Here is a 24,271-nt window from a genome sequence, read left to right on the forward strand (position 1 = left end):
TCAGTATGATAGTAACTTTATTTACATCACCAAGTTGTACGTCTTGCCGAAAAGCGAAAGCATGGTTAGAGGAGCATGAAATCCCATATACAGAACGTAATATATTTTCCGAACCATTAAGCATTAGTGAAATTAAAGAGATTTTGCGTATGACAGAGGATGGTACGGACGAAATTATTTCAACTCGATCAAAGATTTTCCAGAAATTGAATGTTGATGTTGAAAGCTTACCATTACAACGTTTATATGAGTTAATTCAAGAGTATCCAGGTTTATTACGTCGTCCAATCATTTTAGATGAGAAACGTTTACAAGTTGGCTACAATGAGGATGAAATTCGTCGTTTCCTACCTCGTAAGGTTCGTGCGTATCAATTGCAAGAAGCACAGCGCATGGTGAACTAATATCTCCATATTCTGCATAGAATAAGTATTAGATGTTACATATGCATCAAGCATATAGTGACATCTATTTTTTTGTGTTTTACTTATGTAAAACCTTCTATATAAAGTATAATAAATAGTAGGGAAAAGTCATATATTTCCGTAAAGTATGTTAAACTTGATTTAAACTTAATAGTTTACTACAATTTCAATAATTCAAATATCTTCTGTGAAACGGTGTATATCCTTTTCATTTTATGACAGAACAGCATACAATATAATTAGAGACAACTGTGGACAATTAATTTTTGATTTCGGTTGCTCAACGGTTTTACTGTAGTGTGGTCAAAGGTTGAAAAACAAAAACGGGGTATGAGGTTAAAAACAATGAATAAAAGCATACTAATGAAACAAAACTGTTTTTCGACAAATGACAGTGAAGGGAGATGAGGTCTAGTGGACATCGAACGTGTAAACGAAAATACACTCAAGCTCTTTATTACGTACAATGATATAGAGGATCGCGGCTATAGTCGTGAAGAAATTTGGTACAATCGAGCAAAGGGTGAACAACTTTTTTGGGATATGATTGATGAAGTAAACACGGAGGATTACTTTGATGTAGAAGGTCCTATTTGGATTCATATCAATGCGTCTGAAGTAGGCTTAGAAATCATTGTCACACGTGCACATATTTTAAAAGACGGTGAAACCTTAGATGGTTCTTCGCAATTTGGCGAACACAAAGAGATGTTTGCCCCATTTGAGGACGTTGGAGAAGATCTTCTCAGTCAACTAACTCAGTTTGGTGACTTAGATGAATCAGAGTTATTTATGGATACAGATATTTATGTTTATAAATTTAAAGATATTGATGAGTTAATCCCTGTAGCGAAACGCATAACAGATGAATTAGTGGATTCCTCATTATTTAAATATGAAAATTGGTACTATTTGGTAGTTGATTTCGCGAACGCAGATGAAGAACTAAATCATCACGATAGAAATGCCGTTATTAAAGAATTTTTAATACCATCAAATTTCACAATCCATCGCTTAGAGGAATATGGCGAAAAAATTATGGAATATAATTGCTTTGAAACAGTGCGAAAATATTTTATTTAAAGTAATAAGTACTTGATGAGTGGCTTAGACTGTAAACAAACTTGGTGATTATCAAGTTTGTTTACAGTCTTTTTATTTCGTTTTAAAAGATAACAATTTTTAAATTTCAAGAAAAAGCCGTTCTTTATTTGTTGCTTTAAAAACACTCCTTTACAATCAGTCAAAAAGGAGATGATTTTATGCTTATGGCCTATAACGAACTTCAGCAGATTTTCCTCCCATACCATTATTCAAGGGAAGAATTACAACGATATAGGCGGCAGATGAAATTTTATTGTCCCCAATGCCAACAGCCTGTCCAATTAAAGATTGGCCAATATAATATCCCTCATTTCGCACATATTGCTAATAATAGCTGTGAGCAGTTATTTGCAGAGGGTGAATCAAAACTTCATTTACAAGGAAAAGTCCAATTATTTGAATGGCTAAGAAAACTCGGGCATACAGTAAGGCTGGAGCCTTATTTACAGAAACTTTCACAGCGACCAGATATGCTTCTAATAAAGGAGCAAAAGCAAATTGCTATTGAATTTCAATGTAGTACAATTTCCCATGAAAAGTGGCTATTGCGTACATCTGGATATGAGGAAAATTCTATACAGCCGTTGTGGCTTTTTCAAACACCTCAAAAACAATCTACACAAGGTATTCAAAAAATTTCTATTTCCCCAATTATGCAAAAGGTGATAATGGTCACAGCACAAGGCTTAACTTATTTGGTGACCTATGATGCAAACACATCGAGATTTATTTATTGGACGAATCTTCTTCATGTTCATGGGTATACTTTTATAGGTAAAGTACTGGAACTAACGATTAACAAGCAACATTTCCCTTTTTATGAGCCTAAGCCAATTACGAAAGAGGAATTTCATCTATATTGGCAGCTTTATAAAAAGCAGTGTAAGCAATTCGTATACCAACGTTTATTACATAGTAAAAATGGAGTACAAGATTCATTTTTACGAAGTAGTTATGAGTTACGCTTTACTTTAACTGCAATGCCTGATTACGTAGGTGTTCCGGTAAAAGATGCAGAAGCGATACCGATGTTTTCTATTGAGTGGCAAACGATTTTCCTCTATTTTTGTCGTCGATTACAATTAGAACCTCATGAACTAGACGAGAGAACTATTCGATCGTTTTTAATCCAACAAAATGTAGGGGTAACAAATCAAGCAGTACAAGCAATTAAAAATTTTGGAATGGTGCTGGCGAAAAGTTATGAAGAAAAGGATATTTGTGAGCAAATATACGCACATTTATTTGCAATTGCCACAATATACTGAGAAAATATGAGAGTATAGGAAAAGCTAACAAATTAAGGGGGCTGGCACATGGCTAGTAATCAAATTTTAGTAAGAAATGAAGTTCCGGAAGAGTTAACTTGGCGCTTGGAGGATATATTTGCAACTGACGCACTATGGGAAGAAGAGTATAAAGAAGTTGGAGAAATTGCAAAAAAGGCATCTAGCTATGCAGGTACTGTAAAAAATGGGGCAGATGCATTATTAGCAGTTCTAACTTATCACGATGATATTTATCAACGAGCAATGAAGCTTTACACGTATGCTCATATGCGTTATGACCAAGATACGACAAATAGCTTCTACCAGGATATGAATAGTCGTATTCAAACATTAGCGACTAGTATCTCAGCTGCCCTATCGTTTTTAACACCTGAGATTTTATCATTGAGTGAAGAAACAATAGAACATTACTTAGCAGAAAACAAAGACTTACAACTGTATAAGCAATCTTTAAAAGAAATAACGATGGCACGTCCGCACGTTTTACCAGCAGAACAGGAAGCATTACTTGCACAAATGTCTGAGGTTACAGGTACTGCTTCAAATACATTTAGTATGTTAAACAACGCAGATATAGTCTTCCCTAAAGTGAAAAATGAAGATGGAGAAGAAGTGCAGCTAACACACGGTAACTATATTAAGTTTCTAGAAAGTAAAGATCGCACTGTTCGTGAAAATGCCTTTAAAGCAATGTATGAAACTTACGGTAACTTTAAAAATACGTTTTCGTCTACAATAACTGGCAATGTTAAAAAGCATAATGTCAGCGCACGTATTCGTAATTATGATTCTGCACGCCACGCAGCAATGTCTAACAACTTCATTCCAGAAAGTGTTTATGACCAATTAGTAGAAACAATCCATAAGCATTTACCAGCTATGCAGCGCTATATCTCATTACGTAAGAAACTTTTAGGTGTGGATGAACTGCATATGTGGGATTTATTTGCTCCACTTGTTAAGGAAGTCGATATGAAAGTCACTTACGACGAAGCGAAGGATATTTTAGTAAAGGCTTTAGCGCCATTAGGTGAGGAATATCAAGGTATTGTTCAAGGTGGTCTTGATAACCGTTGGGTGGATGTCCTAGAAAACAAAGGGAAACGTAGTGGTGCGTACTCTTCAGGTGCTTATGGAACGAATCCATACATTTTAATGAACTGGCAAGACAATGTTAATAATCTGTTTACACTTGCTCATGAATTTGGTCATAGTGTACACAGTTATTATTCACGTAAAACTCAGCCGTTTGTTTATGGTGATTATTCTATTTTCGTGGCTGAAGTAGCTTCGACATGTAATGAAGAACTGTTAAATGATTATTTACTGAAAACAATTGAAGATCCACAACAGAAAATTTATTTATTAAATCATTGGTTAGACGGCTTTAGAAGTACTGTTTTCAGACAAACAATGTTTGCTGAATTTGAACACCTAATCCACCAAATGGATAAGAATGGTGAATCTCTAACAGCGGAGCGTTTAACCGAGGTTTACTATAATTTAAATAAACAATACTTCGGTGAAGATATTGTTGTAGATGAGGAAATCGGCTTAGAATGGGCTCGTATTCCACACTTCTACTATAATTACTATGTGTATCAATATGCTACAGGTAAATCAGCTGCAACAGCATTAAGTAAACAGATTTTAGAAGAGGGTACACCAGCTGTGGAACGTTATATTAATAACTTCTTAAAAGCAGGTTGCTCTGATTTCCCAATTGAGGTATTAAAGGCAGCGGGTGTTGATATGAACGTTGCTAAACCGATTGATGATGCATGTAAAGTATTTGAAGAACGTTTAAATGAGTTAGAAAAATTATTGTTGAATAATTAATTTTGAAGGCTGTAGGTATTTCACTACAGCCTTTTTTCTATGATTAATTAAATAATAAAAATTTAAGGAATAATGATTTTTTTTGATTTCTAAATGGTTTAAAAGTACGTATCTTGAAAAAATACTGTTTGTAATCGCTTTCTATTTGACAAATTTGTGAATCTATCATCGGACTTGTTGCTATATTTACTATTCCATGATAAATTGATTCATGTGAAATAAATCACAAAAACAAACATACACCCCTTTGTTTGAACGTGAACATTTCTCCCATCCCCTTTGTGAAAAAGAAGCGTCACTATCTGTCGAGGATAGTGGCGCTTCTTTGTTTTGTTTTATGTCGATGTAAGGTGTCAATTTAAATAAAGTATTGCTCACTGCAAAGAGAGAGTTGATTTCCGTTCCGGCTGGGCGCTTTGTTGTTGCTGTCGCTACGCTTTCGCACAGAGCAAAGCTTCCTGTGGGGCGTCCGATGAGCCGCTTCACTCGCTTTGCTCGCTCCATGGTCTCGGGCCAACACGATGTTGGTCACGAAGGCGTTATCACAGGATGTGGTGGTTTTAGCCTTCGTTCCTCTATTGCTAATCCCCAAGGAGTCGCCCACCCTTCATAGAATTGAGCTTCTGGAAGCCCACTTCTTCAGAGGTGGGCGGAATGAAGTGCATTTTTCTTTTTAGAACATATGTTTATATTGTATATTGTAAATAATCAAAAAAAGAAAGGGGTGACGGGTAATGACGAAAGGGAAGAAAGATTGTTTTGTTATAGAACTCAAGTTACTTATAGATACATGGCAAAAAGATATTCTATTAAAACGTTTTGAAATTGCCCGTACACTCTATAATATAACCTTGTCTTATGCAGTAAAAAAATATACTTTAATGCAAGAATCAAAACACTATCGAAAACAATTACGTTGCTACCAAAAAGCGAAAAAATCTAATGATTCAAAAGAATTGAAGCAGACCGCAAAAGAATTAGATCACATTCGTAAATCTTTTGGATTAAGTGAATATCAACTGCATGCGTATATTAAAAAGCATCAACATAACTATAAAAAACATATAGATAGCAATACTTCTCAGAAAATCGCCTCTACTGTCTGGAAAGCGGTTCAAGATGTTCTATTTAAAGGGAGTAAAGCACACTTTAAACGTTACAGAATGCTTCATTCTGTAGAAGGGAAATCTCATAAAGCAGGCATTCGATTTAAAGAGAATATTGTCTATTGGAATGGATTAACCCTTCCTGTTCGTATTCGCAAACAAGATTTGTTTGTAAAAGAATCCCTTGCTCTTCATACCATTAAATATTGTCGTCTAGTCAAAAAAGTGATTCGTGGAAAACATACTTTTTACGTACAACTTGTGATCGATGGGATTCCTCCTGCAAAGAGAATTCCATCTACAGGAGCCTTTCGACATTCCTATCAAAAACAAAAACGAGTAGGTATTGACATTGGTCCTTCTACCATTGCGATTGTTTCAGAAGAAACAGTTTTCATGCAACAACTTGCACCAGAAGTACCTTTATTGGAGAAACAAAAAAGACGTTTATTACGCAAGTTGGATAGAAGTCGTAGAAGTACCAATCCTAACAATTTCAAAAAGGATGGTACTATAAAACATGGCGTCAAACTCCGTTGGACATATAGTAAAAACTATCAAAAAACAAAAAAACAAATAAAAGAATTATATAGAAAGAAAGCTTGCTACATCAAAGAAAACCATGGTGCGTTAGCAAATATAATCTTGTCTCTTGGCGATGAGGTGTACATCGAAACCATGCATTTTAAAGGATTGGCAAAACGTACAAAAGAAACCAAAACAAATATACAGGGCAAAATCCAATCCAAAAAGCGTTTTGGAAAAAGCATTGGGAATCATGCCCCTGCCATGCTAGTGGAAATCATCCATCAAAAATTAGGTTACACAAAGCAAACGATACAGAAAGTAAATACGATCACCTTTAGAGCCAGTCAGTATAACCATGTGACGCATAGTTATGAAAAGAAAAAATTGCATCAACGTTGGAGTCAAATTGGAAGTCATCTCGTACAACGAGATTTATATAGTGCGTTTTTACTGATGAATAGTGATACAAATTTACAACAAACGAATCAAGACTTATGCAATAAAACGTTTCCTACCTTTTTAGAGTTACACAATCAACATATAGAAGACTTGAAACAAGTAAAGAAAACATTCCCTCTTAGCATGGGTATCAAACAAATCAAGTGAGGGGTATTCCCCCGTAGGTAGAGCTACCTGCCTTCGTTAAAACTTATTGCCAACACAACATCGGTTGTGTAAATAAGAAAGTCTTATGGAACAGAAGATAAATCAAAGATGTTGTACACAGGACATGGCAACACCATCTGTGGAGAGCTTTGTAACGCTTCTCTTAAGTACATAAGAACCCCACTGCTTTAGTTGTGGGAGTAGTCAGAAGAGCAAGGGAAAATTCCAAAAGGGAACTTTAAATATACTGCGAATTTTTTCTATTCTTTGCTGTCGTCAATTTTAGTTTTCCAATTGACATTACCATATATAAATGAGCATATTAATCCGGATATTGATGAGATGATAGATGAGGTTGTGCATTTATTTACTTTAAGTTTGTATAATCCGAAAGAAAGTAATGAAGAGGCTATAAAGAAAAATAAAAGCAAGTGAAGTTTTCTTCACTTGCTTTTATTTTGGAGCTTAGAATAATAGTATAATTGCATTATTTAATACGCCACAGTGTAGCGTTATTTGTCTGAATTCGTTCAATCTTTTGTTGCAACATACGCTTTTTTAATTCGCGTTCAGCGGTTTGTTCTGTTAATGAGTAGATGAAAGCTACTTCATTTGTTGAAAGTGTATGGAATTTTGTGAATAACTCTTCCATTGTTGGTAATGGTTGACGCACAAGCTGTTCATCCATCATTTCTTGTAAAATATGTTCATAAACTTCATAGGAATAGCTACCACTAACTTTTAGGCCCTCATCTTCAATACATTCATTGAAAAATACAATGCTAGGCACTTCATCAACTTCCATTTCACGTTTAATATATAAATCGCATTGGAAAGCACGTGCTGCTTCCTTTGAACCAAAGTCTGCTGAAAATTCATTCATGTCTAATTGAACATCTTCCGCAATTTTTAACAGCGTAGCATAAGAATTGACATCTTGCTGGTTTAATAATACATATTCTTGTAGTTTCGACAAATAGCGTGCTCCGACACGTTTGCCCTGTAATTCTGCAGCTTTAATAGCGATAGATGGTAGGACAGGGTGATTAATGTCGAGTTCAATACCTGATAAACAACCTTTTACACGTTTGCTTAAACAATTCAAAGAGGCAAGCTCTGTGCTTAGTACAAAGCGCCATGTAAAGTAATGATTGTACTCTAAATGTAACTTACGAAGAATGGCTTGCATATTATAAGCTTCTGGACAAAGTGGATCTACGAAAATATACAATTCAATAGGCTTATTAGCAGTAGAAATCTCAAGAGTTGGCTTCTGCAGCATTTGAATATTATTCACGTAACAATTCCCCCTCATCGTCATTTGGTGTATTAATCATGTGATGAGCTGTTAATACTAAACGTTGATAATATGTTTCTCGGAACTTCCCTTCCAACCCCACTTCATCCATCGCTTCGGACATACATTCAAGCCAAGCTTGGGCACGATCAGGTGTAATCGGAAAATTCATATGGCGTGCACGCATCATTGGATGCCCATGCTCCTCAGTAAAAAGATTTGGCCCACCTAAATACTGTGTTTGAAATTGAATTTGCTTGCGTGCTGTCTCTGTCAAATCTTTCGGAAAGATTGGAATAAGATCAGGATGCTGAGCAACTCTTTTATAGAATGCATGGATTAGCTCTGAAAGCTTTTCAGCCCCCAGCTCCTCATAAGGAACAGTGTATTTTCGATTCATAATTAAATGCCCCTTTAATTCTTTATATCGTAAAGTATATTTTTATACTTGGTCATCTTTACAAATGTGAATTTCTTGTGACTACCTTCATTCTATCAACGTCTTTTCGTTAACACAAACAAAGCGCTCTTCCGAAATGTTTTCGCTAAAAAAGCACAAATTTCACCACGTGGGTGAAATTTGCCGAAAAAGACTGTATTAACAATGTTTATGCGATTAAGCTGTATAGTAATTCATCACTTTTTGGACATAATTCTGTGTTTCTTTGAAAGGAGGAATGCCACCATACTTTGTAACGCGTGAAGCTCCTGCGTTATAAGCAGCTAACGCTAATGTAGGATCATTATCAAATTTATCTAGCAATTGACGTAAATATTTTGCGCCTGCCATAATATTTTGCTCAGGATCAAAGGCGTTTGTAACCCCTAAATATTGAGCTGTTTTTGGCATTAATTGCATTAATCCTTGTGCTCCAGCATGGCTAACCACGCTAGAATTAAAATTAGACTCTTGCTTAATCACTGCAGCGATTAGCTTCTCAGGTACATTATATGTAGTTGCTGCCTTTTGAATAATCGAAGCGTATTGGTTCGCACCAGCTAATGAATTGGCATACGCTGTTGAACCAATTACATTATCCGAAACATAGGAGTCGAGCTTTGTACTAGATTGTTTATTTGCTAATGCTGCCTGTACAGCAGATGGTATAAAGACGTCATTAGAACCATTATAAAGTAATGATTGATACGCACTATTTTGCATGTTTTCAGCTAACCCGTTTAAACTACTAAACTGGTTCATCAATGACGAAGCGCTTGATACGCCCCCGAGCAAACTAGATAATTTTGCACTGTTAGTAGTAGTTGAGTCGCCTAGCAATTCGCTAATCATATCAGAAAACATAGAATTGCTGTCTGTAAGATTGTTTGACGATGAATTTTCTGAAGATCCTAGTGTTTGTAATGCTTGAATGTCAAGTAAAGTTCTGAGTGATTGAATATCCAAGGAGTTGCCACCCTTTCTTGTATACTAGTTAAGCTACTGTTATTTATTCATTTGTAATGCTTTCATGAAACGTGCGATTTTTTTATCTGTAGCCCGTTTTTCAATACCATATTGCTGTAGAAATTCGTCGAAGATTGCATTTCCTTTTTTTGCATCTTTTGATTCATATTCTACCTCATAATCGTCGCACTGCAAATAGAAAGAATGATCGAATACTAGAAGACCATCCCTATAAGGAATTTCGACACGATCGGTTGTAAGTGAACCAAATACTGCTAAATTTTCTAAAGAAATGTTGAAGAGAGCTAGTCTTTTTGCTACTTCTTGGGCATAAAAACCTTCTCCAACAAGCATTTTCTTAGCTTGCTCAGCAGTTAATTCGTCAGTTGTTTCTAAATGAGCATGCTCTGCATTTTTTTCTTTTAAAGTACATTCAAAATATTTGTCGATTTGTCGAATACGGAGCCCACTTTGTAGTTTTCGAATAGCTTGAGAAGGTGTGTCGAAATAATGATTTGTTTGACGATGAATAGCATTTTCGGGAATGTTAAATGCTTGCAATAAGTGTTCGTATTGTTGTTTGGTTAAAAGATTTTTAAATTCTATTTCAAGTTGTTGTGCCATTATGATCACCTGTTTATTTTAATTTTTTATGGGTGTTGATTAGGGAAAGGTTCCTCAGCATAGCGTGTGGTTGATTTCCGTTCCAGCTGGGCGCTTTGTTGTTGCTGTCGCTTCGCTTTCGCACAGATAAAACATTTGTTGCTGTCGCTTCGCTTTCGCACAGATAAAACATTTGTTGCTGTCGCTTCGCTTTCGCACAGAGCAAAGCTTCCTGGGGGCGTCGGGCCAATAGGATGTTGGTCACGAAGGCGGTATCACAGGATGTGATGGTTTTAGCCTTCGTTCCTCTATTGGTGATCCCCAAGGAGTCGCCCAGCTTCCACTCCAATCAACTAATATGCATGGCATATATTTTGACGAAATATCATCCCTAATTTCCGATGAGGGACAATTGTTTTTTGTGCGAAAGCGAAGCATCAGCAACAGCATGATGTTGGTCACGAAGGCGTTATCACAGAAAGTGATGGTTGTAGCCTTCGTTCCTCTATTGCTGATCCCCAAGGAGTCGCCCAGTCGGAACGGAAATCAACTACACGCTATGATAAAAAGTTTAGTTCGTTTTTTCATTGATTTAGTATTTACACACTGCAACTATTTACCCTCTATGCTAAAATAAGAGGAAGAGTACGACGAAAAGGGGAACCGCATGTGCGTAAAATTTATACAATAGAAACATTGAATTTTGAAAACGAGCAACTTCATTTTAGTTTAAACGACATTGAAGCAAATTTACAGTTAAAACCTGCTGCACAATTAATAGCAGACTCTGATGACTTTGCGTTTATTTATTTACTTGATGCAGGAGAGAATTATCATTACTTGCGTTTTCCACCGAGTAGTTGGGATGAACTTGTACATATTTTACAAAAAAAACAAAATCCAAAGCTACAACTAGGTACGGAAGTTATTGAGCTTTCTAATTTTTACGATGAACTGGAAATGCTCGTGTATAATATTGAAGGAAATTACAATTATGGGGCGGAATTTGTCCAAGAGGTGGAACATCACTTCAAGACAATTCTTGCTGAATAAAAAGACAAAACGAACAGACGGTGTTGGTTTTGTTCGATACCGATTGTCGGGAGGTTTTTGCGATGGGACAATGGGAAATATTTTTAAGTCCTTATAAACAAGCAGTAGATGAGTTAAAAGTAAAATTAAAGGGTATGCGTTCACAGTTTGGTATTGTTAATGCAAATTCACCAATTGAATTTGTAACGGGACGTGTAAAACCTTTAGCAAGTATATACGATAAATCATTAGAAAAAGGACTCGCATTTGAGCCTTCTAAACAGCTAGGTGATGAGTTAGGAGATATCGCAGGCTTACGTATTATGTGTCAATTTGTCGATGATATTTCAACAGTTACTGAGCTAATACGTCAACGTAAAGATATGCGTGTAGTGGAAGAGCGTGACTATATTACACATAATAAGCCAAGTGGCTACCGATCATATCATATGATTGTCGAATATCCTGTTGAAACGATACAAGGGAAAAAAGTGGTATTAGCTGAAATTCAAATAAGAACACTAGCTATGAATTTCTGGGCATCTATTGAGCATTCTTTAAATTATAAATATAAAGGCATGTTCCCCGAGGAAATTAAAAATCGCCTTCAAAGTGCAGCAGAGGCCGCCTTCCGATTGGATGAGGAAATGTCGTCCATTCGTAGTGAAATACAAGAAGCGCAGGCCTATTTTAGTGAATACAAAGAAGCATCGAATCCTAATTTACTTTCGGAGAAGGAGCGTGACATAAAATGAAATTTTCCATTCAATCACGTAGAGATGCACAGTCGAACGAATTAATGGAGCTAGCTAAAACGTATTTGCAAGACTTTGGGTTAACTTATGATGAAGAGGCTCCTGAGATTGTCATCTCTATTGGAGGAGATGGCACTTTACTACATGCCTTTCATCGATATGCTCATATGCTACATCAGGTTGCCTTCGTAGGTATCCATACGGGACATTTAGGATTTTATGCGGATTGGAAGCCATCTGAATTAGAAAAGCTTGTTTTGTCCATTGCCAAAAAGGACTTTAATGTTGTGGAGTATCCACTACTAGAGGTAAAGGTGGAACATCATAATGCAGAATCCAATACGTATTTAGCGTTAAATGAAGCAACTATAAAATCACCTGATGTCACGCTTGTTATGGATGTTGAGTTAAATGGTAATCAGTTTGAACGTTTCCGTGGAGACGGTCTTTGTGTGTCAACTCCTTCTGGTAGTACAGCTTATAATAAAGCCCTCGGTGGAGCAATTATTCACCCAACTTTAGCGGCACTCCAAATTACTGAGATAGCATCGATCAATAACCGTGTCTTCCGTACAGTTGGTTCACCACTCATTTTACCAGCACATCATCACTGTGTTTTACGTCCAGTAAATGAACAAAACTTTAATATGACTGTTGATCATTTACAAGTTACGCAAGGCGATGTGAAGTCGATTGCTTTTAATGTAGCAACTGAAAGAGTACGTTTTGCTCGTTTCCGTCCATTCCCATTCTGGGAACGAGTACATGAGTCATTCGTAGCAAATGAGTAAAATGGATACAAGATTTACACTGCATTTTATAGCGGAAAAGGAAGGCCAACTACTAAGAGAGGCCTTAACTGAATGGCGAATCTCCAAGCGGGCTTTAACGGCAATTAAATTTGATGGAGGCTTGCTAACCGTGAATGATGTTGAACGCAATGTTCGACATCATCTTCGCGTTGGGGATCGAGTTGAAGTTAAATTCCCTCCTGAAGAAAAAAGTGAAGGGCTCGCTGTTGAACATGGTGAACTTTCAATTATTTATGAAGATGAAGCGATTTTAGTGCTTAATAAGCCAGCGCATCAGAGTACGATTCCTTCGCGCGAGCATCCAACATATAGCGTAGCTAATTTAGTGTGTGGTCATTTTCAGCAACAGGGTCTAGCATCTACTGCTCATATAGTAACGAGACTTGATCGTGATACTTCTGGCTTGCTGTGCATTGCCAAACATGCTCATATTCATCATTTAACGGGACTTGCACAGCGCAGTGGAGAGATTTCTAGACAATATGAAGCCATTGTACATGGACATGTGGCACCAGATGTACAATCAATTATCGCTCCTATTGGACGCAAGGAGACGAGTATTATTGAGCGAGAGGTACGTGAGGACGGTCAATTTGCACATACAGATGTGTCAATTTTAAGGCACTTTTATTTACAGAATAAACCGATGACACATATACAGCTAAAGTTGCATACAGGGCGCACACATCAAATTCGTGTGCATATGGCCTATGTAGGACATCCACTTGTTGGAGATGAACTTTATGGTGGAAGTCGCGAGCATATAAATAGACAAGCCCTACACTGTGTGTCCTTAAAGATGCTTCACCCGTTGACAGATGAGCGTTTACAATTCAAAAGTAACTTAAATGAAGATATGCAGCGATTATTAATTGACTCCTTAATTTGAAGTTCGGTACAAAACCTATCTATGAACGAAGACTTCATTAGTTCACTAAGAGTGAAAACTATTACTGGATATGTTATATATTTAAGGAGATGTTCGCACAAACGGGCATCTCTTTATCATTTTATAGCCCAGTAAAAGTAATAGGTTTTTCATAACAGCACGTTAACAGTAAAGAAAGTGTTTGTATGAGACCTTGGAGCGAAGCGGGAGGGGAACGAAGGCTAAAAGCATCACGTCCTGTGATAACGCCTTCGTGACCAACATCCTGTTGGTCCGACGCCCCCAGGAAGCTTTGCTCTGTGCGACAGCAACATTTTATCTGTGGGAAAGCGAAGCGACAGCAACAAAGCGCCCAGTCGGGACGGAAATCAACCACGCGTTATGATAACAGGTGAAAAATAGAAACGTTTACCCGAAGATTTATCCAATTAGATAGTGGTAATGATGTAGGTTGTTATGTAGTAAAAAAAGGGTTTGCAGAAAAGGCACAATACACTCTATTATATATAAGGTAGATTTACGGCATTGCCCGTATCAATGATTTAACTTATTTCAGCAAATGTTTTCTGTACAGAAAGCAAAGCGACAGGTACAAATGAATTTACTTTTCGGCGGTTGGTCAAACACCCGCTGAAATAATTTAAAGCCTCCGGCGGATGTCACTGAATCGGCTTTGTGCAAGCACAAAGCCGATTCTGGACGCAATTATGCCGAGGCATAATTGATTGCTCGGAAGGAGGGGACAAGCATGATAGAGGAAAGAAATGAAAAGGATGATGTGCAGTTCGACGAGGCACGTTTGCGAGAAATGCTCGAAGCACATGATATTAACGCATTCCGCGATGAGTTTTTAGAGCTTCATCCATATGATCAGGCAACGTTTTATGAGAAGGTGGAACCTGATATAAGGAAGATCATCTATTCGTACTTGTCTCCGACGGAAATGGCTGATATTTTTGAGGCAATCGAAATAGATGATGATGAATACACAGCGTATCTAGCTGAAATGGATCCGTCATATGGTGCAGAAATGCTTTCTCACATGTATGCAGATGATGCTGCAGACGTTTTAAATGAGTTGGATACGAAACAACGTGAAAGCTATTTAGGCATGATGGATGAGGAAATAGCTGAAGAGATCAATGAGTTATTAAGTTATGATGAAGGTACAGCTGGTTCTATCATGACGACTGAATATGTAGCGATACCAGAAAATTCTACTGTTCGTTCAGCAATGGCGATTTTACGGAAAGAGGCGCCAGATGCTGAAACCATTTATTATATATTTGTCGTTGATGAAGCACATCGATTAACTGGCGTTATTACGCTTCGTGATTTAATTATTGCTGATGAAGATACCCTTATACGTTCGATTATGAATGAACGTGTTGTGATGGTGCACGCAGGGGATGACCAAGAAGAGGTTGCTCAAATTATGAAGGACTATAACTTCTTAGCAACACCAGTTATTGACGATAAGGGTGAATTACTAGGGATTATTACAGTCGATGATATTATCGACGTTATTGATGAGGAAGCATCGGAAGATTACTCTAAATTAGCGGGTATTTCCGATATGGATAAATTTGATACAACCTCGTTCCAAGCAGCTAAAAAGCGTTTGCCATGGCTTGTCATATTATTATTTTTAGGGATGTTGACAGCAAATTTGATGGGACATTTTGAGGCAACATTAGAACAGGTTGCGTTACTCGCAGTGTTTATCCCTCTCATTTCAGGTACTTCAGGGAATAGTGGAACACAGGCACTAGCGGTAGCTATTCGAGGTATTGCAACAGGAGATGTCGAAGAGCATAGCAAGCTAAAATTACTACTACGTGAAGCCGGTACAGGCTTAATGTCTGGAGTTGTTTGTGGGTTGATTGTGATTGGCATCATCTATGTTTGGAAACAAGAGTTGATTCTTGGAATGCTGGTAGGAGCAGCGCTTTGTGGTTCTATTTTAGTAGCAACACTTGCAGGTTCTTTTATTCCACTACTAATGCATCGTATGAAAATTGACCCGGCTGTCGCATCAGGTCCATTCATTACAACTTTAAATGATATAACAAGTATTTTAATTTACTTAGGTTTGGCGACAGTATTCTTAAGTCAAATAGGCTGAGAACCAAACTTCTTCCTTTTGCATATTGTATGAAAAAAAGGGAAGTGAGTAATGTGGGTCAAGAGCCACGCTTGTTTATAAAGTCACCATCATATTTTCTCAATATTTCTAAGATGCTACATGAGCTTGAATTGGATGAAAGTACGTCAGTGTATAGTAAGGACGGCTATTTCAATGAGCAAACTATTGAAGAAAAAGAAGAAGTAGTTGAAAAAGTACAAATAGATCCGTATTTACTAAAGCAGCTTCAATTTTTAGAGAAGCCTTTTCGGCAAAAAGCCTATCAACCGTTACTTATATGTTTAAAGGATGGTAGAGAATTACGTGGTAGTGCATCTGATGTACAGACCGATTCATTGATGCTTACTTCTTACGAATTAAAGACGCAAGAGATTATCTATTTTGAGGACATAGATCAAGTATTATGGCGAGGTAAACAATTACCTACCTTATGAAAAAAGTGTACAGCAGAGGATGCTGTACACTTTTTTTATGTGTAGTGTGTCAAAGGTGAAAAGACTATTCACAAATCCCTAAGTCAACATCAGCAATACATTGTACAGCGCAGAAGCATGATAAATCTACAGTGATACAGCTCTCAGTTGAATTCCAATCATCTACTTTACATATTTTTTTCATGTTGACACAGCAGCCATCTCGACTTAATAGATCTACTGTACTTTCGCTGGAGTCAAATGAACATAAAGGCTCTAAAACACGCAAAGTAGCGCAGCACTCATCGAACATATCTTCTACACGGAAAAATACTGATGTACATATACATGGATCTGCTGTTGGTGAACTGAAAAATGCTTTAAAAGGAGTACCGTCTTTTGTAATTAACATGAATACACGTGTATCTGCATGAGAGCGTGCAGGACTTACTATGCCTCCAAGTGGTTCTAAGAAACAGTTAGCTGTACATGGTTGACATTCATCTCTCACCGCTTGATTCTGAATGTCTAAAATAGCGCGTACTACGTCACAAACGCAGCCTGCTGAATGGATTGGTCCAATAGGATTTGTTGGCTTGCCACAACCCATATTGTCACCTCCTTTCCTTGTTACTACTTCTACAATATGTGCTTCTGAAAAATGGACTCGGGCTTTCGTATATATAGTTAAATGAATAGTTTTTTTATGGTTGGAGAAACTTTAAAGAAAAGGAGGGTAAAAGCTTGAAGCTGTTAGGAATAATGTTACCTCTATTAGTCAGTTTATCGCTTTTAAGTGGTTGCGGTGAAAAAGAAAAAGTTATTGTCTATGGTTCACCGGAAAATGAAAGGGAAGTTGAAGCCATTTTAAAAGAACAGAAATATGTAGACAAAACAACGGTTATTCAATATGACAATAGTATGCTTGTGGCCGTGCAAATTAAACCATGGGATAAGTGGAAAAAGACTAAATTAGAGAAAAAGTTGCAAAAGAAATTTGATGAAAAATATCCAAACAAAGATGTTTTTGTTTCAGCTGATTATAAAATATTTTATGAAGCCAATAAAATAAAAAGGGAACAAGTTGAAGATAATAAACTGAAAGATAAAATTGTGAAATTGAAAAAGCTTGCAAAGGAGGAAACATAGTGGAAAAAGAACAATACCAGCAATTAGAGCAAAATGTCACGCCAAAACCGCCTTATTTTAAAAATGTTGCAAAGGCGTTTCTAATAGGTGGACTTATTTGTACAATCGGACAGGCCGTATCCCTTTTTTATATGATTTTCTTTGATTTTACCGAAGCGACAGTCGGAAATCCAACAGTTGCAACAATGATATTTTTCGCCATGATTTTAACTGGGTTTGGCTTATATAAAAAAATTGGTCAATTTGCTGGAGCTGGATCAGCTGTGCCTGTAACAGGGTTTGGTAATGCTGTTATTTCTGCAGCCATTGAGCATAGATCTGAAGGATTAGTACTTGGTGTCGGTGGGAATTTATTTAAATTAGCTGGATCAGTTGTATTATTTGGTGTTGTCTCCGCCTTTTTTATAGCACTTATTAAATTCATTCTTGTGACGATAGGAGTGGTTTCATGGTAATTGTCTTTCAATCGAAGCCGTCCTTAATAGCAGGTGGTGTGGTAGCAGGGCCGCTAGAGAAACGTAGTATATTTAGTCAACATTTTGATGCGACCTATGATGATGAGCGTTGGCAAATGAAAACAAATGAACAAGGTCATCGAAAAATGGTTGAAGAGGCCTGTGAATTTGCCATGAAAAAAGCGGGCGTGAAAAATACGGACATTGATTACTTTATGGGCGGCGATTTGGTTAACCAAATGACACCAACCAATTTTGCGGCCAGAGACTTAGACATTCCTTTTATCGGATTATTCTCAGCGTGTGCTACCTCTATATCCTCCGTAATTATTGCGAGCCTGTTAACAGAAGTAGGTGCCTCCAATTTATCGTTAGCCGGTGCATCTAGTCAACATAATGCGGTTGAACGACAATTCCGCTATCCAATCAATTATGGCTCACAAAAGCCCCAAACTGCTCAATGGACGGTAACGGCTGCTGGTTATGCTCTTGTTGGTAAACATCATGAGGAATACCCTTCTATTGAAGCAGCGACTATTGGAAAATCGGTTGATTATGGTATGGATGACCCTTTTCACATGGGTGCAGCGATGGCACCTGCCGCTTTTCAAACCATTCAATCACATTTAGAGCAGCGAAATCAAAAAATTTACCATTATGATCTAATTTTAACAGGTGATTTAGGTCAACTTGGCATAAAACTTTTAAAAGGAATGTTTGTTGAGAGTGGCATAAAGAGTGAAGAGTTAAAACCTTTACGTGATGCAGGTGCTGAGTTTTATGGACAGGATGAAACGTTCCAATCCGGTGCAAGTGGTGCAGGCTGTTCGGCAGCTGTTTTTTTTAGTTACGTGATCCAACAGATGCGAGCAGGTACCTATAAACGAGTACTTCTTGTGGCGACAGGAGCATTACTGTCTCCGCTTTCATTTCAACAGGGCGAGACAATTCCATGTACGGCACATGCGATTGAAATTACAATGAAATGAGGCAAAAGCTATGGTTATGACATTTGTGTTTGCATTTTTTGTAGGAGGCATTATTTGCGCTATAGGTCAATTATTAATGGATGTTGGTAAATTAACACCTGGACATACATTGAGCACTCTTGTAGTAGCTGGTTCGATTCTTGCCGGAATGGGCTTGTATGAGCCACTTATTAATTTTGCTGGTGCCGGTGCAACTGTTCCTATTACATCTTTTGGAAATTCCTTAACGCAGGGTGCAATTGTTGAAGCGGAAAAACATGGGCTTGTAGGTGTGTTAACTGGGATGTTTGAGGTGACAAGCTCAGGAATCAGTGCTGCCGTTGTTTTTGGCTTTATCGGAGCATTAATATTTAAACCTAAAGGAAATGTTAATTAGACGAATACCCCACCCATTTTTACAACGCTAACATATGATAGGTTGTAGAAGGGAGGGGTATTTTTATGGGATATCAAGGCTGGGGTGCGCATCCTTATGGAGGGCATGCTGATGGTTATTACGGAGGAGATTATGGAGGTTACTATGGCGGTCACCACGACGGTTGCCATGACGGTTACTATGGTTACGGACATGGACATAGTTCAACATTTATCTTAATTGTTGTCCTATTCATTCTTCTGATCATTGTAGGTGCCGCTTGCATATAATTTGAATAACTTCTTTCAGCATATCTCTTTTGTACCGAAAGCGAAGCGACAGGTACAGAAGTCTCCCACCTTTATAGGTGGTGAGATGAATGCGGGTTTAGCTATTTTTCAGCGGATGTCCAAACATTTGCTGAAATAGAGGAACTTAGTCTAAGAACGCCACGTCCTGTGGCAACGACTGAGTGACCAACCTCGTGTTGGCCTAAAGCCTCCGGCGGATGTTACGGAATCGGCAAGGAGTTAGTAAAGGATGTTGCCTAAAATCATCGCATCCATGCGATAACGGCTAACTAACCTGCATCGGTAAAAACGCCACGTCCTGTGGCATTACCGAAATGACCGACATCGTGTCGGCCCTCATGCAGGCCTAAGCACAAAGCCTATTCCGAACGTAATTATGCCGAGGCATAATCGATTGTGACAGTAGATAGAGGCTTTAGCTTTTCTTCAGAGTGCTTCATTTTCTGAATAAAGTTTAAAGCCTTCACTAGTTGTCATATGTTTCTTGCCTGAGAACAACAGTAGGAATAAATTTGAATTTTAACTGATAGGAGGGGGAACATGAATCGCTCGCTTTTTAATTCAATTGAACAAAAAACTGGAGTATCAATGGATGAAATCTTTGCACTAGCAAATGAAATTCAACATGCTGATTTTAAAAATGAAAAGCAAGTAAGAAAAATCGTACGACGCGTAAGTAAAATGTCCAAGAGACAAATTACGCAAGAGCTTGAAGATAAGTTAGTACAATCTATTATTCAAGATGGTAATTCACTAGATTTAGATAAAATTACTAAAATGATGAAATAACATGAATCTACTAGGCAAAGCAATATATCTAAAAGGTTGATTTAAATGGATTTTCATTTATAAATCAACCTTTAAAGCTTTGTATTGCAATAAAAAGGGTGTTACGATATGCTTCAGCATTTTCGTAACACCTATTTGATCAATTATGCCTCGGCTTAATTGCGTCCGTTTTTAGACTGAGTTTCGCTATTACAGCGGATGTTTGGACACCTGCTGAAATAAGCTTAAACTCGCATTTATCTCACCTATAGAGGTGGGATACTTCTGTTGCTGAAAGAGTTAAATCATTTTTTCCATAGCACGATGTGGGATACCAGCATCCATAAATTCAGGAGATGTTACCGTATAGCCAAGCTTTTCATAAAACGGAATAGCATAGCTTTGTGCATGAAGTTTTAGTTTTTTCTTATTAATTAAAATGGCGTGCTTCTCCATTTCCTTCATTATTAAAGCACCTAGTTTTTTACCACGCTGATCTTGTAAAATACAAACACGTTCAATTTTTGCAGCATCGTCCTCGATACTTCGTAAACGCGCAGCACCTACAGGGTCATTGTCTTCATACATAATGAAATGCGTTGCAGATGCATCCTCAGCATCACATTCTAGATGAAGTGGCACACCTTGCTCTTCAACAAAAACTTGCTTGCGGACTGCAAATGCATCCTCATGTTCTTTTGTTGTTTCAACAATCTTTACGTTATACAGATTACTCAGCTCCAGTCAATCGGAAAGTTTCATATGTTGTCCACGAGCCGTCTTCCAATTGATATAAAAGATGAATGCGATCAATTGTATCTTTTTCGTCAACACCTGTCATACGTAATTGCCCAAAGATATCATCGTGCTCGGAATCTGTCATTTTTTGAGCAATAGTAATATGTGGTACAAATACGTGTTTTGACTCACCAAAAGGTACTTTTTCTTCTAGAGCTTGGTGTAATGATGTTAATTGTTCAGTTGGTTCAATACGGAAATAAATCGCATTTGTTGTTGGGAAAAATGAACTTATGCGTAATGCATGAATGTTTAAAGGTGCATAGTTGGCAGCAAGCCCATCTAATTGTTTTACGACAGATTGAATATCTTCTTCCGTTGCATCGAAGCTGTCCTTTAATGTAATATGCGGAGTAATCTTCGCATAATGAGAATCGTAACGTTTTCGATAAGTATTCGCTAGATCTTGTAATTTTTTTGATGGAAATGCCACAATACCATATTTCATAGGCCATTACCTCCCGAAAATAAACAATTTTTTATTTAAGTATAACAGAAATTTCCGATTTCGTAATTTGAATCGTCTAAATTAATTAAAATTTTCAATTAATGCGCGGCGTAAATCAGGTTTCCAATATTTCCATGTATGATTGCCATTAAATTCTTCATAAAATGTAGAGAATCCTTTGTTTAACATGAGATGATGTAGCTGACGATTGGGTGTTAAAAAATCTTTAATTGTTTTATCCATCGTGACAACTTTATCTTCTTCTTTTCCGACAATATGATAAATGGAAATTGCGCCTGGATCTTTAAAATTCTCTACAGCTTGCAAAACATCTTCGTCAACATACGGTGATTGTAAAATGACCTTGCCAAAAATATTTGGGTATTTTAATGCGGCCATTAAGGAAGCGGTTGCAGCCATTGAGTCACCAATGACCCCACGACTCATTCCCACTTGATAGGTTGCATATTCAGCATCTAAATACGGCACAAGCTCATGAGCTAAAAAACGAAGATATGCTTCATGTTGCTCTCCGCTTGGAATATATTTATGACGTCGATCCTTAATGTCCTTATATGGAACGAAGGCAATGATCAAATTTTCGATTTCATAGTCATCGATAAGTTCATCAGCAAGTTTTGTAATACCTCCAAGTTGGAAATAATCTTTTCCGTCTGATGCAATTAAAATATTATATTTATATAGTGGAGAATAATTTGCAGGAACATATATAAATATCTGTAATTCCTCCTGCAATGCTTCACTATAGAACTTTAAATCCTGTACAGTTCCCTTATCCAATGATGACACTCCTTCTCGTGTTTGTAACGAAATTGTACCATATACCCAAAGTAAAGGTATAATAGGTTGGGCTAGCACTATTCTAGCAATAAAATCGAAGTGAGGGATAGTTATGCATGATAAAAATACTCGCATACACTCTGATGAAGTAGCGAAGGCAGCTCAGGCTGCACTTATTCGTCGTGGTGTATCGCTAGAGGATATTGCTAAAATCGTTTATGAAATGCAAAAATCCTATAATGAAGGCTTAACATTAGACCACTGTGTTCATTCTGTCGAGCGTGTATTACGTAAGCGTGAAGTTCAACATGCTTTATTAGTAGGTATTGAACTAGATGAACTTGCAGAGAAAAAGTTATTATCGGCACCGTTACAGCAAATAGTAGAATCCGATGAGGGTTTATTTGGTGTGGATGAAACAATAGCACTTGGATCTGTTTTTACATATGGTAGCATAGCGGTAACAACTTTCGGACACTTAGACAAGCAAAAAATCGGTATTATTAAGAAGTTAGATACAGAACCTGGTCATCATGTAAATACGTTTTTAGATGACCTAGTTGGCAGTATCGCAGCTTCTGCCGCATCCCGTATTGCACATCGTATGCGTGACTTGGAAGAAGAGGGCGGTACATTTGCTGATATTGAGCCCGAAGAGCTAGGACCAAAACCAAAATCACATAATGAGATTTAATAGTAATCATATATATAACAGAGCCTTCTCAATAATTTGAGGAGGCTCTGTTTAAGTTGTAATATGAGTATGGCGCTACGTCAAAACGAGGGTTGATTTCCGTTCCGACTGGGGACGATTCTTGGATGTTATCAGCGATCGGCATTCATCGCACGTTTCCTCCGCTTTTGTTGGTTGCTGACGCTAACGCTTTCGCACAGACAAAACCATGTGGTTGCTGTCGCTTCGTTAACACTCCGCATTAGCACAAAAAACATTTGTTGGCCAAAACGGATCATCGGACCACAATGAACAGAGCATCATCAATAATTTGAGGAGGCTCTGTTTTTTATTATGCTTAGCCGATTGTTTACTCATACACTTAATCAACAAAAATAGATACATAAAATAAGGATATGCAAAGATAGAAAATAGTCAGCTTGTTGAAGTATCTCCAAATCATTGGTTTGCTATTGCAACTACATAACTTGAATGTAGTAGCCTGATATTTTACAATAGAAACATCGTGAAACTTTTTAGGACTTTTGATGAATTATGGATTCTTTTAGAAGCTTCCTTAAAGTGTAATGAAGATGAATAGTTGTGAGGGACCTACTACATGAAAATGCAAGATATAAAAACGTTAATTACGAGTGGTACAATCATTCTTGCTGTTGCATTGTATATGATTTTTGGCAGATCACCAGCCCAAGAAAAAGATGCAACATCGACAAACCAGAATGGTACTATTTCTATTGAACAAGTTGAACAAAAAACAGGAAATAAACGCTTTGATGTAGATTATATTAAAGCATATGATGGTGATACAATTCAGGCGACAATAAATGGCAAGAAACAAAAAATTCGCCTATTGATGGTAGATACACCAGAGATGAATTATAACAAAGGTGAAGCTCAACCTTATGCTGAAGAGGCAAAGGACTATACGATTAAATTGTTAGAACACGCCAAAAAGGTTGAAGCGGTTTACGATGTTGGACCAGAGACAGATAACTATGATCGCTTATTAGCCTATGTCTTCATTAATGATGTAATGTTGCAGGAATCATTATTAAAAGAAGGACTTGCAGCAGTGCGCTTTATTCATAAACCAAACAATACGTTGGAGGATGAATTTAGAGAAATCCAGCAAGATGCGGAGAAAGAAAAATTAAATATTTGGTCACATCAAAATTACTTCCAAAAAGATGGTTTCCATCCAGAAGTATTAAAATAAAAGTGATCGATTAAGGGACTGTCCCAAAAGGCAATGAA

Annotated in this window: 28 protein-coding genes; 19 read left to right on the forward strand and 9 right to left on the reverse strand. The window is 37.3% G+C overall.

Features of this window, described 5'->3' with window-relative positions; all coding sequences use genetic code 11:
• Positions 1 to 8: 8 nt before the first annotated feature.
• The 4 genes from spxA (at position 9) to pepF (ending at position 4,657) form a co-directional block, all read left to right on the forward strand.
• Complete coding sequence (gene spxA, locus ABH966_RS06075; protein ID WP_024362527.1) at positions 9 to 404, forward strand: transcriptional regulator SpxA; 396 nt, start codon at positions 9 to 11, stop codon at positions 402 to 404.
• Positions 405 to 839: 435 nt separating this feature from the next.
• Complete coding sequence (mecA, locus tag ABH966_RS06080; protein WP_370076731.1) at positions 840 to 1,508, forward strand: adaptor protein MecA; 669 nt, start codon at positions 840 to 842, stop codon at positions 1,506 to 1,508.
• 179 nt (positions 1,509 to 1,687) lie between these two features.
• On the forward strand, positions 1,688 to 2,797 hold the full coding sequence (locus tag ABH966_RS06085; RefSeq protein ID WP_370076733.1) for a competence protein CoiA: 1,110 nt from the start codon (positions 1,688 to 1,690) through the stop codon (positions 2,795 to 2,797).
• Between the two features lie 48 nt (positions 2,798 to 2,845).
• Positions 2,846 to 4,657, forward strand: a complete 1,812-nt coding sequence (pepF, locus tag ABH966_RS06090; RefSeq protein WP_370076735.1) for an oligoendopeptidase F — start codon at positions 2,846 to 2,848, stop codon at positions 4,655 to 4,657.
• A 189-nt stretch (positions 4,658 to 4,846) separates the two neighbouring features.
• Here pepF and ABH966_RS06095 read toward each other — a convergent pair whose 3' ends face one another.
• Positions 4,847 to 5,161: a hypothetical protein gene (locus ABH966_RS06095; RefSeq protein ID WP_370076737.1), complete on the reverse strand. Its 315-nt coding sequence runs from the start codon at positions 5,159 to 5,161 to the stop codon at positions 4,847 to 4,849.
• Positions 5,162 to 5,391: 230 nt separating this feature from the next.
• Here ABH966_RS06095 and ABH966_RS06100 point away from each other — a divergent pair, with 230 nt between their 5' ends.
• Positions 5,392 to 6,897, forward strand: a complete 1,506-nt coding sequence (locus ABH966_RS06100) for a hypothetical protein (protein ID WP_370076739.1) — start codon at positions 5,392 to 5,394, stop codon at positions 6,895 to 6,897.
• Between the two features lie 487 nt (positions 6,898 to 7,384).
• Here ABH966_RS06100 and ABH966_RS06105 read toward each other — a convergent pair whose 3' ends face one another.
• The 4 genes from ABH966_RS06105 to ABH966_RS06120 all read right to left on the reverse strand — a co-directional run bounded on the left by ABH966_RS06105 (position 7,385) and on the right by ABH966_RS06120 (position 10,223).
• A complete protein-coding gene (locus ABH966_RS06105; protein WP_370076741.1) occupies positions 7,385 to 8,194 on the reverse strand; it encodes a DsbA family protein in 810 nt (269 codons plus the stop codon).
• On the reverse strand, positions 8,187 to 8,594 hold the full coding sequence (locus ABH966_RS06110) for a globin domain-containing protein (RefSeq protein ID WP_132363931.1): 408 nt from the start codon (positions 8,592 to 8,594) through the stop codon (positions 8,187 to 8,189). The genes ABH966_RS06105 and ABH966_RS06110 overlap by 8 nt, the downstream gene beginning before the upstream one ends.
• A 216-nt stretch (positions 8,595 to 8,810) precedes the next feature.
• Positions 8,811 to 9,599, reverse strand: coding sequence for a lytic transglycosylase domain-containing protein (locus ABH966_RS06115; protein ID WP_370076743.1), 789 nt, complete (start codon positions 9,597 to 9,599; stop codon positions 8,811 to 8,813).
• A gap of 39 nt (positions 9,600 to 9,638) precedes the next feature.
• Positions 9,639 to 10,223, reverse strand: a complete 585-nt coding sequence (locus tag ABH966_RS06120; RefSeq protein WP_370076745.1) for a CYTH domain-containing protein — start codon at positions 10,221 to 10,223, stop codon at positions 9,639 to 9,641.
• 648 nt (positions 10,224 to 10,871) lie between these two features.
• On the opposite strand from ABH966_RS06120, the gene ABH966_RS06125 reads away from it, so the two are divergent.
• From ABH966_RS06125 to ABH966_RS06150, 6 genes are all read left to right on the forward strand, one after another.
• A complete protein-coding gene (locus tag ABH966_RS06125; RefSeq protein ID WP_370076747.1) occupies positions 10,872 to 11,255 on the forward strand; it encodes a UPF0738 family protein in 384 nt (127 codons plus the stop codon).
• A 62-nt stretch (positions 11,256 to 11,317) separates the two neighbouring features.
• The gene (gene yjbM, locus ABH966_RS06130) at positions 11,318 to 11,989 is read left to right on the forward strand and encodes a GTP diphosphokinase (RefSeq protein WP_370076749.1); all 672 of its coding nucleotides are present in this window, start codon (positions 11,318 to 11,320) and stop codon (positions 11,987 to 11,989) included.
• Complete coding sequence (locus ABH966_RS06135; RefSeq protein WP_132363921.1) at positions 11,986 to 12,780, forward strand: NAD kinase; 795 nt, start codon at positions 11,986 to 11,988, stop codon at positions 12,778 to 12,780. Before yjbM ends, ABH966_RS06135 begins: the two co-directional genes overlap by 4 nt.
• Position 12,781: 1 nt before the next feature.
• Complete coding sequence (locus tag ABH966_RS06140) at positions 12,782 to 13,690, forward strand: RluA family pseudouridine synthase (RefSeq protein WP_370077028.1); 909 nt, start codon at positions 12,782 to 12,784, stop codon at positions 13,688 to 13,690.
• A 748-nt stretch (positions 13,691 to 14,438) separates the two neighbouring features.
• Positions 14,439 to 15,815: a magnesium transporter gene (mgtE, locus tag ABH966_RS06145; protein WP_370076751.1), complete on the forward strand. Its 1,377-nt coding sequence runs from the start codon at positions 14,439 to 14,441 to the stop codon at positions 15,813 to 15,815.
• A gap of 53 nt (positions 15,816 to 15,868) precedes the next feature.
• Positions 15,869 to 16,270 (forward strand): hypothetical protein, encoded by a 402-nt coding sequence (locus tag ABH966_RS06150; RefSeq protein WP_370076753.1) that lies wholly within the window; start codon positions 15,869 to 15,871, stop codon positions 16,268 to 16,270.
• A 64-nt stretch (positions 16,271 to 16,334) separates the two neighbouring features.
• On the opposite strand, the gene ABH966_RS06155 is transcribed toward ABH966_RS06150, so the two are convergent.
• A complete protein-coding gene (locus ABH966_RS06155) occupies positions 16,335 to 16,859 on the reverse strand; it encodes a CotY/CotZ family spore coat protein (protein WP_132363913.1) in 525 nt (174 codons plus the stop codon).
• A gap of 134 nt (positions 16,860 to 16,993) precedes the next feature.
• Between ABH966_RS06155 and ABH966_RS06160 the strand changes: the two genes are divergently transcribed.
• The 6 genes from ABH966_RS06160 (at position 16,994) to ABH966_RS06185 (ending at position 20,297) form a co-directional block, all read left to right on the forward strand.
• Positions 16,994 to 17,398 (forward strand): YhcN/YlaJ family sporulation lipoprotein, encoded by a 405-nt coding sequence (locus ABH966_RS06160; RefSeq protein WP_370076756.1) that lies wholly within the window; start codon positions 16,994 to 16,996, stop codon positions 17,396 to 17,398.
• Positions 17,398 to 17,853, forward strand: a complete 456-nt coding sequence (spoVAC, locus tag ABH966_RS06165; RefSeq protein ID WP_370076758.1) for a stage V sporulation protein AC — start codon at positions 17,398 to 17,400, stop codon at positions 17,851 to 17,853. Before ABH966_RS06160 ends, spoVAC begins: the two co-directional genes overlap by 1 nt.
• A complete protein-coding gene (locus tag ABH966_RS06170; RefSeq protein ID WP_370076760.1) occupies positions 17,847 to 18,842 on the forward strand; it encodes a stage V sporulation protein AD in 996 nt (331 codons plus the stop codon). The genes spoVAC and ABH966_RS06170 overlap by 7 nt, the downstream gene beginning before the upstream one ends.
• Before the next feature lie 16 nt (positions 18,843 to 18,858).
• Positions 18,859 to 19,218, forward strand: a complete 360-nt coding sequence (gene spoVAE, locus ABH966_RS06175; protein ID WP_370077030.1) for a stage V sporulation protein AE — start codon at positions 18,859 to 18,861, stop codon at positions 19,216 to 19,218.
• 65 nt (positions 19,219 to 19,283) lie between these two features.
• Positions 19,284 to 19,487 (forward strand): YjcZ family sporulation protein, encoded by a 204-nt coding sequence (locus ABH966_RS06180; RefSeq protein WP_370076762.1) that lies wholly within the window; start codon positions 19,284 to 19,286, stop codon positions 19,485 to 19,487.
• Between the two features lie 561 nt (positions 19,488 to 20,048).
• Entirely contained in the window at positions 20,049 to 20,297 is a 249-nt protein-coding gene (locus ABH966_RS06185) for a stage VI sporulation protein F (protein WP_132363905.1), read from the forward strand.
• 279 nt (positions 20,298 to 20,576) lie between these two features.
• Here ABH966_RS06185 and ABH966_RS06190 read toward each other — a convergent pair whose 3' ends face one another.
• From ABH966_RS06190 to ABH966_RS06200, 3 genes are all read right to left on the reverse strand, one after another.
• Positions 20,577 to 21,005 carry a GNAT family N-acetyltransferase gene (locus tag ABH966_RS06190; RefSeq protein WP_370077032.1) on the reverse strand — a complete coding sequence of 143 codons (429 nt, stop codon included), beginning with the start codon at positions 21,003 to 21,005 and terminating at the stop codon, positions 20,577 to 20,579.
• A gap of 1 nt (position 21,006) precedes the next feature.
• Positions 21,007 to 21,522, reverse strand: coding sequence for a YjcG family protein (locus tag ABH966_RS06195; protein WP_370076764.1), 516 nt, complete (start codon positions 21,520 to 21,522; stop codon positions 21,007 to 21,009).
• 81 nt (positions 21,523 to 21,603) lie between these two features.
• Positions 21,604 to 22,323, reverse strand: a complete 720-nt coding sequence (locus tag ABH966_RS06200; RefSeq protein ID WP_370076766.1) for an alpha/beta hydrolase — start codon at positions 22,321 to 22,323, stop codon at positions 21,604 to 21,606.
• Between the two features lie 112 nt (positions 22,324 to 22,435).
• On the opposite strand from ABH966_RS06200, the gene ABH966_RS06205 reads away from it, so the two are divergent.
• Positions 22,436 to 23,017, forward strand: a complete 582-nt coding sequence (locus ABH966_RS06205; protein WP_370076768.1) for a phosphatidylglycerophosphatase A family protein — start codon at positions 22,436 to 22,438, stop codon at positions 23,015 to 23,017.
• Positions 23,018 to 23,615: 598 nt separating this feature from the next.
• Complete coding sequence (locus tag ABH966_RS06210; protein WP_370076770.1) at positions 23,616 to 24,233, forward strand: thermonuclease family protein; 618 nt, start codon at positions 23,616 to 23,618, stop codon at positions 24,231 to 24,233.
• Positions 24,234 to 24,271: the final 38 nt, after the last annotated feature.

The sequence above is a fragment of the Lysinibacillus sp. RC46 genome (assembly GCF_041262385.1).
In the GTDB taxonomy this organism is placed as follows: domain Bacteria; phylum Bacillota; class Bacilli; order Bacillales_A; family Planococcaceae; genus Lysinibacillus.

Excerpts from the sequence above, each read along its gene's own strand:
- ABH966_RS06085 (WP_370076733.1), top strand. The coding sequence starts at position 1,688 with ATGCTTATGGCCTATAACGAACTTCAGCAGATTTTCCTCCCATACCAT.
- pepF (WP_370076735.1), top strand. The coding sequence starts at position 2,846 with ATGGCTAGTAATCAAATTTTAGTAAGAAATGAAGTTCCGGAAGAGTTA.
- ABH966_RS06095 (WP_370076737.1), bottom strand. The coding sequence starts at position 5,161 with ATGGAGCGAGCAAAGCGAGTGAAGCGGCTCATCGGACGCCCCACAGGA.
- ABH966_RS06100 (WP_370076739.1), top strand. The coding sequence starts at position 5,392 with ATGACGAAAGGGAAGAAAGATTGTTTTGTTATAGAACTCAAGTTACTT.
- ABH966_RS06110 (WP_132363931.1), bottom strand. The coding sequence starts at position 8,594 with ATGAATCGAAAATACACTGTTCCTTATGAGGAGCTGGGGGCTGAAAAG.
- ABH966_RS06120 (WP_370076745.1), bottom strand. The coding sequence starts at position 10,223 with ATGGCACAACAACTTGAAATAGAATTTAAAAATCTTTTAACCAAACAA.
- yjbM (WP_370076749.1), top strand. The coding sequence starts at position 11,318 with ATGGGACAATGGGAAATATTTTTAAGTCCTTATAAACAAGCAGTAGAT.
- ABH966_RS06135 (WP_132363921.1), top strand. The coding sequence starts at position 11,986 with ATGAAATTTTCCATTCAATCACGTAGAGATGCACAGTCGAACGAATTA.
- ABH966_RS06140 (WP_370077028.1), top strand. The coding sequence starts at position 12,782 with ATGGATACAAGATTTACACTGCATTTTATAGCGGAAAAGGAAGGCCAA.
- mgtE (WP_370076751.1), top strand. The coding sequence starts at position 14,439 with ATGATAGAGGAAAGAAATGAAAAGGATGATGTGCAGTTCGACGAGGCA.
- ABH966_RS06155 (WP_132363913.1), bottom strand. The coding sequence starts at position 16,859 with ATGGGTTGTGGCAAGCCAACAAATCCTATTGGACCAATCCATTCAGCA.
- ABH966_RS06170 (WP_370076760.1), top strand. The coding sequence starts at position 17,847 with ATGGTAATTGTCTTTCAATCGAAGCCGTCCTTAATAGCAGGTGGTGTG.
- spoVAE (WP_370077030.1), top strand. The coding sequence starts at position 18,859 with ATGACATTTGTGTTTGCATTTTTTGTAGGAGGCATTATTTGCGCTATA.
- ABH966_RS06180 (WP_370076762.1), top strand. The coding sequence starts at position 19,284 with ATGGGATATCAAGGCTGGGGTGCGCATCCTTATGGAGGGCATGCTGAT.
- ABH966_RS06185 (WP_132363905.1), top strand. The coding sequence starts at position 20,049 with ATGAATCGCTCGCTTTTTAATTCAATTGAACAAAAAACTGGAGTATCA.
- ABH966_RS06195 (WP_370076764.1), bottom strand. The coding sequence starts at position 21,522 with ATGAAATATGGTATTGTGGCATTTCCATCAAAAAAATTACAAGATCTA.
- ABH966_RS06205 (WP_370076768.1), top strand. The coding sequence starts at position 22,436 with ATGCATGATAAAAATACTCGCATACACTCTGATGAAGTAGCGAAGGCA.
- ABH966_RS06210 (WP_370076770.1), top strand. The coding sequence starts at position 23,616 with ATGAAAATGCAAGATATAAAAACGTTAATTACGAGTGGTACAATCATT.